Origin of the sequence: Streptomyces sp. NPDC051172 (genome assembly GCF_040682555.1) — a bacterium.
In the GTDB taxonomy this organism is placed as follows: domain Bacteria; phylum Actinomycetota; class Actinomycetes; order Streptomycetales; family Streptomycetaceae; genus Streptomyces.
On the sequence record NZ_JBFBBE010000031.1, the window covers coordinates 14,327 to 26,451 of the forward strand.

Below are 12,125 nucleotides of genomic sequence, written 5' to 3' on the forward strand. Positions count from 1 at the left end.
CGGCTGTGCCTTCTCGCCGCCCTCAGTGGCAGGGGAAGCCGAGCAGATGGCGGGCGTCGTGCACCCACTCGTGGACGTTGTCGGTCGGCACGCCGTGAGCGTCAGTTCAGGGTGGCGAGGAATTCCGTGCACGCCTCGGCGCACTGCCGGCAGGCCTTCGCGCCGTCCTCGGCGCCCGGATGCCGGTCGAAGGCATGGGCGCACTCCAGGCACACGGTGCGGCACCACTCCACCTGGATGCGGATGGCGGCCTCGTCCAAGCGGTTCTGCTCGGACAGCACACGGCAGGTGGCGTCGCACACCTCCGCGCACATGATGCCCTTGCGTCGTACCTGTTCCTGCTCCTCCGTGCCGTCCGGGTCCACGAGGCTTGCGCGCAGAGCACACGCGCGTGCGCACTCGGTGCACGCCTGCGCGCAGGCGAAGCGGTCCTCCAGGAACCGGAAGAGCTCCTGCTGGGTCGTCGAAGTCACACCTTGCGGGTTGCCTTCGTCGATCGCCTCAAACACCGGTGACCGGGGTCAGGCCGACCCGGGCCGGGCCGGGTCGGTTCGCACCGGGTCCCATGGGTACCCGCGAACCCATGAGCACCTCATGGATGGACATCGCCGCAGGCCGCGGCGCACTCGGAATCGGCCTGGTCGTCGTGGGGGTGGCGGTCGTGGCCCTGCTGATCGGTGCCTTTCTGCTGGGCGCCCGTATCCGTCGCCGCGAACCCGCTCCCCCGCGCCCGGAGGATCAGCCGCAGCTGCCGGACGACGGCCCGGTCCGCGAGGTACGGGAGAACCGTGAGCCCGCCGAGATACCCCGCAGCGACCACCGGCTGACCCCGCACGAGCTGCCCGGTCACGGCAACTCGCCGAGCAGGACGAGTCCGTCGCAGCAGCGCAAGCGCTGGAGCGAGGGCAACAGCGGGGCGTTCGGCAGCGGCGGGCCGGGCAGCCGCTGACGGCGGCGGCCACCGTCCGCACCGACACCGGAAGCGCGTGAGCTGTCGGCCCGCTCGGAGCAGTTGCGCGGGCGCGGAGCCGACGTCGGGCGACCCCGGTGCGCTGAGCGCGCCCCCGCATGGCACCCCCGGCCGGCGGGGCAGGCCGACGGGCGATCAGCGGTGAGTGTCTCTGCGCACGGGACGAGCGCCCGGAGCCGACCTGCGGTGGCAGGCTGCACAACGGAACCCCGCTGCCACGAGCTGGTACGTCTCCCGCGGCGCGTGCTGTGCGCCCGAGCGGAGATCTGGACGAAGTACTCAAGGTGGGCGGCGATCCGCAGCCGGACTTCATTCGACTGGTCGCGCATGAGATGACTCGGACCGGTGATCACGGCAGCGTGGCCGAAGAGGCCGCCGCAGGCTTCTCGCTGACTTCCCGCACAGACGAGGACCCGTCACCATGATCTGCTGTCGCCATGTCGGACGCCGGGCCGGAGCCGTCGTTCTTCTGCTCGCCGCAGCGGGCTGCTCGGACTCCGCCATGGGTCAGCTCGTCTACACGACACCCGCCAAGCGGGAGGTGACGCTCCAGAGCCCGGCAGTCGAGGCATGCCATCGTCTGCCGGGCGGCGCCCACAGCGTGGTCAACTACACGCTCTACGACATCCGGCTCTACACCAACGCCCACTGTGTGCTGACACCGGCCGGTCAGGACCAGAGCGGTCAGATCGGCGGAGAGAGCTTCTATCTCGCGACACAGGCATCCGTCGCCTACACCCCCGGCCAGCCCCCGTGGCTGAGTTACTACGTCATCCCCGGTACCAGCTGAGTTCGCGACGGACACCTCTGAATGCAGCACGCCGCAGGGCGGCGCCGAAGGGTGCGGCCCGCACGTTCTCGACGACCAGCAGGCCGGCGGAGACACTGCCCGACCGGCACACGGGATTTCGCGTCGTCCGACGGTGCGCGGCGCCTGAGGTCGGCGTCGAGTGCCCTCAGTCCCGCGGCAGCCGAAGCGCCGGCGACGCTCCAGAGCGGAGCGGATGACAGGCTGCTCACCGCCGCGCCCCGGCGGCCTCCCCTGCCGGCTCCCGGCGACTTCCCGCAGGCGTCCGCCCGCTTTTCACTCATGACGGCCGCGACGCCCCTGGACGAGACGATCAGCCGGCCGGCGGCTCGCCGAACGCGGGGATCCTCGGCCCCTGCGGCAACAGTTGAACCACGACGAAGGACACCACTGCGGCGAGTACCACCAACACCGCCGTTTCCACATTGCCCAACAGGAGCACGACCAGGACCACGCTGCTCACGGGCACCCTCAGGGCCGCGGTCACCGACGCCGCCATCCCGACCGCCATCGCCGGCACCAGCCCCAGACCGGGCAGCGGCGACAGCAGGACACCGGCCGCCCCGCCCAGGAACAGGGCGGGGAAGACGGGCCCACCGCGCAGGCTGCCCAGACAGAAGGCGTACGCGAGGGCCTTGAACACGAGCACCGCGACAAGGGCGCCCACCGGCCAGGCATGCGGGTGCTGCGCCAGGACGCCGAGTACGGACTCCCCGGACAGGGCGGCCTCGGCCGGCGAACGGCCGGTGGCGATCGCGTAGAGAGTGATGCATGCCGCCGCTCCCAGCGCGCACAAGGTGGTGTTCCGTACGGTCCGGGTCGTCACGAAGCCGGCCACGAACCTTCCGCCCACGAAGACCCAGTGGATGAGAAAGGCGAGGGTCGGCGCGATCAGCAGGGCCCACAGGACGTCCGCCCAGTCGAGAGGCGTCGGGCTGGGCAGCCCGATGTTCAGGCTCCCGGTCTGCAGGCCGGTCCAGTGCGCGAACCCGGTGAAGATCAGGTCCCCGACTCCGCTGGCCAGCAGGGCCGGCAGCATCACCGCGAACAGCTGCGGCCCGCCCATCCCTGCCACTTCCATCAGGAGCACGGCCCCCACCACCGGGTTCCCGAAGAGCGCCGAGATGGCCGCCGCGGCCCCGGCGGCGCCGAGCATCGCCGTGCTCGCCTCGGTCCGGGGCGCCCGGAGCAGGCTCGCGAAGAACAGCGCCAGACCGCCGCCCAGGGCGATCAGAGGCGCCTCGGGACCCAGTACGACGCCGAGCGGCAGTCCGACCAGCGCCGCGAGGAGGACACCGGGCAGCGCTTTCTCCGTGAGCCCGCCGGAGTGCAGGCCGCCCGCCGGGATGTGTCCGCCCCGCCCGGGAAGCCGGGCGACCACCAGACCCACGGTCAACCCGGCCACCGCCATCAGGGGCAGCGCCCACCACCAGGGCGTCTGCTTCCAGCCCAGGTCCTTGGGCCAGTCGGTCCAGATCAGCTGCTCCAGCTGGTGGAGCGCCACGAGGAACCAGAAGGCGAGCAGCGCCACCGGAACGCCGATCAGCCCGCAGAACACCATCGTCCTGCGGTATTCGGGGCGGCGCAGCATCTTCTGCAGTTGGTCGGCCTCAGGAGGCTGGTTCCCCGGCGCGGACACGGCCGCTGCCGATCTCGTCCCGGTGATGGGGTCCTCCTGAGGTCAGGACACGAGAGGCGATTCAACCCATAACCTGACAATGTTATCCATTCCGCCATTCATAGCCCGCCGCCACGCTGACCCGAGATGGCCTACGCCCTCATGCCGAACCCGCAGCCGATCCGTAGCGTCTGATGCGGATCCGAGACCGATACGTGAGGTGACTGGTGGCCCTGCACAACGCCCAGCAGCCGGCGGCCGATCCGGCCGTCGACATCTTCGCCTCGCCCCTCAGTGAGCGGCCCCTGCCCAAGCGGTCGATGCCGGAGTTCTCCTCGGCGCCGCCCGTGGTCTTCCAGCTGCTGCGCAACGAGCTGCTCCTGGACGGCAACGCCGCGCAGAACCTGGCCACCTTCTGTACCACCTGGACCGACGACGAGGTCCGCCGCCTGATGGACCTGTGTCTGGACAAGAACATCGTCGACAAGGACGAGTACCCGCAGACGGCGGAGATCGAGTCGCGCTGCGTCAACATCCTCGCCGACCTCTGGCACGCGCGGACCGGCACCGGTGGCGATGCAAACGCGGTGGGGTGCTCGACCACGGGGTCCAGCGAGGCCGCCCTGCTCTGCGGCCTCGCCCTGAAATGGCGCTGGCGCGACCGAAGACGGGCCGCCGGGCTGTCCACCGACCGCCCGAACCTCGTGTGCGGGCCGGTGCAGGTGTGCTGGGAGAAGTTCGCCCGGTACTTCGACGTGGAGCTGCGGCAGATCCCGGTCGAGCCGGAGGCGACCGGCCTGCAACCGCACCAGCTGCGCGAGTACGTCGACGAGAACACCATCGGCGTCGTCGCGATCCTCGGCGTCACCTACACCTGCACCTACGAGCCGGTCGCAGAGATCGCGGCCGAGCTCGACCGCCTGCAGGCGGAGACGGGCCTCGACGTTCCGCTGCACGTCGACGCGGCCTCCGGCGGATTCATCGCGCCGTTCCTCCACCCCGATCTGGCCTGGGACTTCCGACTGCCCCGAGTGGCATCCATCAATGCCTCCGGCCACAAGTACGGCATGGCACCGCTCGGCGTGGGCTGGGCACTGTGGCGCGACAAGTCCGCCCTGCCAAAGGACCTGGTCTTCCACGTCGACTACCTGGGCGGCGACATGCCGACCCTGGCGCTGAACTTCTCCCGCCCCGGCGGCCAGGTCGTGAGCCAGTACTTCATGTTCCTGCGCCTCGGCCGTGAGGGGTACCGACGGGTCTACCAGACCTGCGCCGACACCGCGCAGCACCTGGCCCGCCTGATCACGGACATGGGCCCCTTCACACTCCTCTACGACGGCGCAGAGGCACTCCCGGCCGTCTCCTACACGCTGACCGACCCGGCGGCGACGAGCTGGAGCCTCTACGACCTCTCCGACCTGCTGCGGATGCGCGGCTGGCAGGTGCCTTCCTATCCGCTGCCGCCGAACCGCCAGGAGACGGTCATCCAGCGGGTCCTGGTCCGGCACGGCGTCGACCGCGACGAAGTCGAGCTCCTCGCCGACGACATGCGTAGAGCGATCAAGCACCTCGATGAGGGCCACCCTCGCGACGCGGACCGTACCGGCTTTCACCACTGACGGCCAGGACGGCTTGCAGGTGGGCAGGGGTGGACGGAGGCTCCAGGTGGTCCGGCCGCCCCTCTCACCAAGGCGGGGCCGGCATCCGGCCCGGCAGCGCCCACCCTCACGCGGGCCGGCGGGGCCGACTGCCCCTGGGCGCGGGACCGGGTGGGCGTTTCGCCCGGGAGACGGCCTGCCCAGCGGCCCAGGCTCGGATCGTGGAGCAGCGGGAGCAGCACGCCGAGGGCGTCGGCCCGTTCACCACCCGGCTCACCTGACGCGTGACCGGAGGCGGCGGGGCGGTCTGGGAGTCGCGGCCCGCGCGGCGCCGCGGTGTGCTCACCCTGCGCCCACCGGGTGAGGCGGGCGGGCGGCACGTCCGTGCCGCGGACTGTTCTTCAACACGGGCGGGTACGCCTCGCTGCTCCAGGTGATCAACGCGCCCCGTCACGTGATCGGCGGCAGGGCGCTGGTTGGCCGCCTCCGGCGCTGGTGGAGCTTCCAGCCCACGCGGGTGGACTGGCTGAGCGTTTTCCTCCTGTTCGCAGGCACCCTGGTCCTCGCCTCCGGGCATCTCGCCCTGGTCGAGGTCTGCCACGGCCGGCCCCGCCTGCTCCGGCGGTGTCCTCCAGATGTTCGAACGCCCGTAGAGCGCCGATGGAACCCACACCAGGTTGACGGACTCGGTGAACGTCCGCCCGCCGGCGGCTACGTCGAGCGGGGCTGAGTCCTCGGGATCCGGTTGGTGAAGAACAGCGCGAGGAGCGAGGTGAGGGCGAGGATCGCGAGTGCGGCACGCAGGCCGTCCAGCCGTGCGGCGGCGTTCGCGTCCAGCGCGGCCCGGGTCACCTTCGTGCTCGTGCCCGCCTCGTCGAGAGCCGCCGTGAGCTGAGCGTCCGACAGGAAGGGCACGCCACTTTCGAGTTCGACGCTCGCCTGGCTCTTGACCTGGGCCGGGATCTCGGGGTTCTGCTCGACGTTGGCGAGGAACGAACTGGTCAGCGCGGCGATCAGTACCGACCCGGCCAGTGCCGTACCGATCGATGAGCCCAGGTTCGTGACCGCGTTCTGGACGCCGCCCACTTCCGCACTCCGCTCGTCCGGCACCGCGGAAACGGTGACCGAGCCGAGCTGGGACGCCAGCGCGCCCATGCCCAGCCCGATCAGCAGGAGGGGAACGGTGACGACTTCTGCACCGGCGTCGGCGTCGAGCGCGGCCATCAGGACCACCGCTCCCGCGAACAGCGAGAGGATCCCGAGCCGCACCACCCGCCGCGGCGAGACATCCGGGAGGAAGCGCGGGATGAGGACCGCGGCGGCCAGCAGCGTCAGCGAGAGCGGCAGGATGCGGGCGCCGGTCTTGAGTGCGGACAGGCCGAGGGCCACCGACAGGTAGAGGGGTACGACGAAGAAGACCCCCATCTGCACGAAGTACTGGAAGAAGAACATCGTGAGCCCGCCGGTGAGTTGCCGGTTCTGCAGGAGACCGGGGTCCACGAGTGGTTCCCTGCGCCTCTCCGCGAGGCGTGCCTCCCAGCGGAGGAACAGCCAGATGAGGAGCAGTCCCGCCAGCAACAGCCAGACGACCAGTGAGACCCCGAGCCAGGAGGGCGTGTCGGGCTTCGGCTGGAACCAGCCCCATTCGTCCGAGCGGAGTACGCCGTAGACGAAGATCCCGAGCCCGGCTGCGGACAGCGCCGTGCCGACCAGATCGATGCGGGAGCGGCTTCCGGTCGGTGCGTCGGCGACACGGCGGCCGAGGGCCAGGATGGCGAGAACGATGGCGACTTCACCGGCGAACACCCAGCGCCAGGAGAAATATGTGGTCGCGACACCTCCGACGAGCGGACCGAGGGCGATCGCAACGGCTCCTGCGGCTGTGACCAGCCCGTAGGCGGCGGGACGGCGTTCGACGGCGAAGTTGCCGGCGACGAGCGCCACGATCGCGGGCAGGATGAGCGCCGCACCGAGGCCCTCCAGGAGCGACCAGCCGACCAGGAGCACCGGCAGGTTCGGTGCCAGCGCCGTGGTCAGGGATCCGCACCCGTAGATGACACAGCCGGTCATGAAGGCGCGTTTGTGACCGATCAGCGCGCCGACCTTGCCGCCGGGGATCATGAACATCGCCATCACAAGGGTGTAGGCGGTGATCGCGCCCTGGACCCCGGTCACCGTCGTGCCCACGTCGTCGGCCACCGTCGCGATCGAGACGTTCATGACAGAACTGTCCAGTGCCATCAGGAACTGGCCGGACGCGAGTGTCAGCAGGACGACCCGTGTGGCTGCCGAACTCTCGGATCCGCTTTCCCGTGGTGCCATGCGCGTATGGTCTCAGCGGCCGGGGCGGTCGACCCTCGACCCGCCACGGAGGTCGACCGGTTGGCGGCGAGTCCGCCGAACCTCGACGTCGGTCACCACCCACGGCAGCCCCGGCGCACGCGTCACCGGCTGTCGCTGGACGCGGTGGTGTCCATCAGGGCCGCGCGGCCCGCCTCCAGCCGGGCCGCCGGGATCCGGAACGGCGAGCACGAGACGTAGTCCAGTCCCACACGGTGGAAGAAGTGGATCGAGTCGGGGTCGCCGCCGTGCTCCCCGCACACCCCGGTCTCCAGGCGGGGGTTGACGGCACGGCCCGCCTCGACACCCAGCTCCACGAGACGGCCGACGCCCTCCTGGTCGATGGTCTCGAAGGGCGACACGGAGAAGACGCCCTTGTCGATGTAGAGCGGGAAGAACGACGCCTCCGCGTCGTCGCGGGACAGGCCCCAGGTGGTCTGGGTGAGGTCGTTGGTGCCGAAGGAGAAGAAGTCGGCCGCCTCGGCGATGCGTCCGGCGGTGAGCGCGGCGCGCGGCAGCTCGATCATCGTGCCGATCGGGCAGTCGAGCCTCAGACCGGTCTCGGTCTCGACCTCGCCGAGCACCAGTTCCGCCTCGGAGCGGGCCAGCCTCAGTTCCTCGACCGTGCCGACCAGCGGGATCATGATCTCGGCGCGCGGGGTGCCGCCGTCCCGCAGCCGCTCGACCACCGCTTCGGCGATCGCCTGCACCTGCATGGCCATCAGGCCCGGCACGGCCAGGCCCAGGCGCACCCCGCGCAGACCCAGCATGGGGTTCTGCTCGTGCATCCGCTCCACGGCGGCGAGCAGTTCCCTTTCGTGCGGGTCCGGGTGCTCGGTGCGGGCCAGGCGCACGGCCAGTTCGGTGCGGTCGGGCAGGAACTCGTGCAGCGGCGGGTCGATCAGCCGGATCGTCACCGGCAGCCCGTCCATCGCCTCGAGGATGGCCGTGAAGTCGGCCCGTTGCAGCGGCAGCAGGGCGTCCAGGGCCCGTTCGCGTGCGAGGTCGTCGCGGGCCAGGATCATCGCCTCGACCAGTTCCCTGCGCTCCCCGAGGAACATGTGCTCGGTGCGGCACAGACCGATCCCCTGCGCGCCCAGCGCGCGGGCACGGACGGCGTCCTCGGGTGTGTCGGCGTTGGCCCGCACCTGCAGGCGGCGCCCCGAGTCGGCGCGGGCGAGAGCGCCCAGCACGGCATCGGTGAGCGTGTCCGTGGCGGTTTTGGTCTCCAGGGCGCGTCCGACGTGGGAGGCGGTGAGCGGCAGGGCGCCGAGGTGCACGGTGCCCGCCGTGCCGTCGACGGAGACGACGTCGCCCTCGCGGACCACGGCGCCGGACGGAGCGGTGAACTGCCGCGCGAGCAGGTCCACGGCCAGTTCCTCCGCGCCGCACACGCACACCTTGCCCATGCCGCGCGCGACGACCGCGGCATGGCTGGTCTTGCCGCCGCGGCTGGTCAGGACGGCCTGTGCGGCGATCATGCCGGGCAGGTCGTCGGGGGTCGTCTCGCGGCGGACGAGGACCACCTGCTCGCCGGCCGCGGCACGCCGTACGGCCTCGGTGGAGTCGAACACGACGGCGCCGACCGCGGCGCCCGGCGAGGCGGGCACGCCGTGGGCGAGCGGTACGTCGGTGGTCTTCACGTCGAAGCGGGGGAACATCAGCCGGGTCAGCTCGGCGCCGTTCACACGGACCAGCGCCTCGTCGGCGCTGATCGTGCCTTCCTCGCGCAGGTCGTGCGCGATGCGGAAGGCGGCCTCGGCGGTGCGCTTGCCCACCCTGGTCTGCAGGATCCACAGCTTGCCGCGTTCGACGGTGAACTCGACGTCGCACAGGTCGCGATAGTGCTTCTCAAGGGTGCGCAGGTGGTCGCCGAGCTCGACGTAGGCGCGGGGGTCGAGCGACCTGAGCTCGCGCAGGGGCAGCGCGTCGCGCACGCCTGCGACGACGTCCTCGCCCTGCGCGTCGGGCAGATAGTCGCCGTACATGCCGCGTTCTCCGGTGGCGGGGTCGCGGGTGAAGGCGACACCGGTGCCGGAGTCGTTGCCAAGGTTGCCGAAGACCATGGCCTGCACGTTGACGGCGGTGCCGAGGTCCTCCGGGATGTGTTCGCGGTGGCGGTAGACGTGGGCGCGTTCGGTGTTCCAGGAGTCGAAGACCGCACGGACGGCGCGGGCGAGCTGGTCGGCCGGGTCCTGCGGGAAGTCCTCACCGGTCTCCTTGCGGATGATCGCCTTGAACTCCTCGGTGAGCGCCGCGAGTTCGCCGACGTCGAGGTCGTGGTCGTCCGCCATGGCGGTCCCCCCGGTCGAGCGAAGTCGAGACTGGGGGAGCGCGGCGATGGCCTGTTCGAACAGGTCGCCTTCCACGCCCATCACGGTGTGTCCGAACATCTGGATGAGCCTGCGGTAGGAGTCCCAGGCGAACCGCTCCTGCCCTGATGCCTTGGCGAGCCCGTTGACGGACTGGTCGTTGAGCCCGATGTCGAGGATGGTGTCCATCATTCCGGGCATGGAGAAGCGGGCGCCCGAGCGCACGGACACCAGCAGGGGGTCGTCGGGGGCGCCGAGGGTCCGTCCCATGACCCGCTCCAGGCCGGCCAGGGCCTGGGCCGCCTCGACGCCGAGTTCGGGCGGTTCCTCGCCCGTTGCCAGATAGACCTTGCAGGCGTCGGTGGTGACGGTGAACCCGGGCGGGACGGGCAGGCCGATCCGGGTCATCTCGGCGAGTCCGGCACCCTTGCCGCCGAGCAGGCCGGCCATGTCGCGGCCGCCCTCGGCGAACCCGTACACGTACTTCGTCGGCTTGGTCATCGCGGCCTCTCAGTCATGGGGTACGACGGCCACGGGGCAGCCGACGTGGTGGATGGCGGCGTGGGCGACCGGGCCGGTACGGGGGACGGTGGGCCGCCCGGTCCTGCGCCGGCCCACGACGAGCAGGCTCGCGCCGGACGCGGCCCGCACGAGCACGGAGGCCGCGCGGCCCTCGGTCACGGTCTCGACGACCCGCACCTCGGGGTACTTCTCGCGCCACACCTGGAGGACGGCGGTCAGGAAGCCGAGCCACTCCTCGGCCCGGTCCGGACGTTTCACCAGGCCGATGTCCCCGGAGCCGAGCCCGATCGGTGAGGGCTGCTGCCAGGCGTGCACGACCTTCAGCCGCGAGCGCCGCAGCCGGGCCTCCTCGAAGGCGAACTCGATCACCTCGTCGCAGGGGTCGGCGAGGTCGATGCCGAGGACGACGTCCCGGTACCCGGTGCGGGTGGACTCGGCACCGTCGTCGTCCGGCAGATGCTCGTCGGCGGCCTCCTCGCCGGACCGGACGAGGACGACGGGCCTGCCGGCCCCCGCCACCACACCCAGTGCAACCGAACCGACCAGGAACCCGGTGAAGCCGCTGAGACCGCGCGAACCCACCACCAGCAAGTCGGCGTGTTCGGCCGCCTTCAGCAGGGCGGCGGTCGCGGGGCCCTCGACCTGCTCCTGGTCGAGCTTCACGGCGGGGCAGGTGCGGCGGACACGGTCCTCCGCCTGACGCAGGGACCGCTGTGCGAGGTGGCGCTGTGCTGCGGTGGCGATCTCGCCGTCCTCCTGACGGGGATGCCAGTTCCAGGCGTGCACGAGCCGCAGCGGCCGGTCGCGGCGTACCGCCTCCCGGGCGGCCCACTCGGCGGCTGCGAGGCTCTCGGCGGATCCGTCGACTCCGGCGATGACAGGCGGAAGCATGGTGCGCACCTCCTGCGCTCGGTCTGCTCCTCGCTGCCAGCTTCGTACCGTGGCCTACCGGCGGGTATGGGCCGCCAGGTCTCCAACCGGGTCCGTTCGGCCCCTGCGCACGCCCGGGGCGGGCGGCGAGGGTGGGAAGATCCCCGCTCGGAAGGCGGCACACCATGCAACGAGTGATCATCGCCGGTGTCGACAGGTCTGTATGCAGCCGTGCCGCGGCCGAGTGGGCGACACGCGAGGCGCTGCTGCGCGGACTGCCCCTGCGGGTGGTGCACGTGGTACCACCGGCCCCCTTGGACCCGGTGGAGCAGTGGCCGTACCGTCCGGCGGCCGTGGCGGACCACGTGGAGACCGAACTCGTCGAGCGGCACCCGGCGTTGCGGGTGAGCGGCGAGAGCCACACCGGGATGCCCGCCCCGGTACTGCGCGCCGTGGGCGCGGAGGCGGAGCTTGTCGTCCTCGGCCTGCGCGGCGAGGACGGTGGCGCGGGGAGCACGGTGGGCGCCACCGCCGCGGCCCTGGCGGAGGGGTCCGCCGCGCCGGTGGTCCTGGTCCCCGGCCCGCTCGTCGACCAGCCTCCGCCGCGCCCGTCCGCCGGAGTGACCGTCGGCGTCGACGTCCGGGACCCGTTCGGCGGCGCGCTCGACTTCGCCTTCGAGGCAGCCCGGCTGCGCGGTGCACGGCTGCGTGCGGTGTACGCCTGGAAGCTGCCCGCGTCCGCCGCCGCTTCGCCCTTCCCCGTGCTGGAGGAGGACCGCGCCACCTGGGAGGACCAGGAGGTGCAGCTGCTGTCCGACGTGCTGCAGCCGTGGCGCGCGAAGTACCCCGACGTCGATGTCCTCGAGGACGTCATGCTGTTCCCCCCGGTGGAGGCCCTGGTCCACGCCTCGGAAGGTGCCGAGCTGGTGGTGGTCGGGCGGCGTTCCGCCCCCGGTGCCACCCTCCGGGAGCTGCTGGAGCGCTCCCGTAGCCCGGTGGCCGTCGTCCCCGCATGATCAGGGGAGGGTCGGCCCCCGCGCCTGGGTCGTTCGGCCCCTGTGGGGCCGGATGGCGCCGGCGCAAGGTG

10 protein-coding genes and 1 pseudogene are annotated in these 12,125 nt (G+C 71.5%); 5 read left to right on the forward strand and 6 right to left on the reverse strand.

Annotated features, from left to right (window positions below; genetic code table 11):
• Window positions 1–22: 22 nt before the first annotated feature.
• A complete protein-coding gene (locus AB0N07_RS20340) occupies window positions 23–91 on the reverse strand; it encodes a CbtB-domain containing protein (protein WP_365836986.1) in 69 nt (22 codons plus the stop codon).
• A gap of 10 nt (window positions 92–101) precedes the next feature.
• Window positions 102–473, reverse strand: a complete 372-nt coding sequence (locus AB0N07_RS20345) for a ferredoxin (RefSeq protein ID WP_365836859.1) — start codon at window positions 471–473, stop codon at window positions 102–104.
• A 110-nt stretch (window positions 474–583) separates the two neighbouring features.
• Between AB0N07_RS20345 and AB0N07_RS20350 the strand changes: the two genes are divergently transcribed.
• Complete coding sequence (locus AB0N07_RS20350; protein WP_365836861.1) at window positions 584–949, forward strand: DUF6479 family protein; 366 nt, start codon at window positions 584–586, stop codon at window positions 947–949.
• 442 nt (window positions 950–1,391) lie between these two features.
• Window positions 1,392–1,760 carry a hypothetical protein gene (locus AB0N07_RS20355; protein WP_365836863.1) on the forward strand — a complete coding sequence of 123 codons (369 nt, stop codon included), beginning with the start codon at window positions 1,392–1,394 and terminating at the stop codon, window positions 1,758–1,760.
• Window positions 1,761–2,091: 331 nt separating this feature from the next.
• Here AB0N07_RS20355 and AB0N07_RS20360 read toward each other — a convergent pair whose 3' ends face one another.
• Window positions 2,092–3,369 carry a chloride channel protein gene (locus AB0N07_RS20360; protein WP_365836988.1) on the reverse strand — a complete coding sequence of 426 codons (1,278 nt, stop codon included), beginning with the start codon at window positions 3,367–3,369 and terminating at the stop codon, window positions 2,092–2,094.
• A 254-nt stretch (window positions 3,370–3,623) separates the two neighbouring features.
• Between AB0N07_RS20360 and AB0N07_RS20365 the strand changes: the two genes are divergently transcribed.
• Both AB0N07_RS20365 and AB0N07_RS20370 read left to right on the forward strand, forming a co-directional pair.
• Window positions 3,624–5,015, forward strand: a complete 1,392-nt coding sequence (locus AB0N07_RS20365; protein ID WP_365836865.1) for a glutamate decarboxylase — start codon at window positions 3,624–3,626, stop codon at window positions 5,013–5,015.
• 200 nt (window positions 5,016–5,215) lie between these two features.
• Window positions 5,216–5,613 (forward strand): annotated as a pseudogene (locus AB0N07_RS20370) (hypothetical protein); the annotation flags it as partial.
• A gap of 92 nt (window positions 5,614–5,705) precedes the next feature.
• On the opposite strand, the gene AB0N07_RS20375 reads toward AB0N07_RS20370, so the two are convergent.
• The 3 genes from AB0N07_RS20375 to AB0N07_RS20385 form a co-directional block, all read right to left on the reverse strand.
• Window positions 5,706–7,316, reverse strand: coding sequence for an MFS transporter (locus tag AB0N07_RS20375; protein WP_365836867.1), 1,611 nt, complete (start codon window positions 7,314–7,316; stop codon window positions 5,706–5,708).
• Window positions 7,317–7,438: 122 nt separating this feature from the next.
• Window positions 7,439–10,147 carry a pyruvate, phosphate dikinase gene (ppdK, locus tag AB0N07_RS20380; protein WP_365836869.1) on the reverse strand — a complete coding sequence of 903 codons (2,709 nt, stop codon included), beginning with the start codon at window positions 10,145–10,147 and terminating at the stop codon, window positions 7,439–7,441.
• Between the two features lie 9 nt (window positions 10,148–10,156).
• Window positions 10,157–11,059: a universal stress protein gene (locus AB0N07_RS20385; protein WP_365836871.1), complete on the reverse strand. Its 903-nt coding sequence runs from the start codon at window positions 11,057–11,059 to the stop codon at window positions 10,157–10,159.
• A gap of 164 nt (window positions 11,060–11,223) precedes the next feature.
• Here AB0N07_RS20385 and AB0N07_RS20390 point away from each other — a divergent pair, with 164 nt between their 5' ends.
• Window positions 11,224–12,054, forward strand: a complete 831-nt coding sequence (locus AB0N07_RS20390; RefSeq protein ID WP_365836873.1) for a universal stress protein — start codon at window positions 11,224–11,226, stop codon at window positions 12,052–12,054.
• Window positions 12,055–12,125 lie beyond the last annotated feature (71 nt).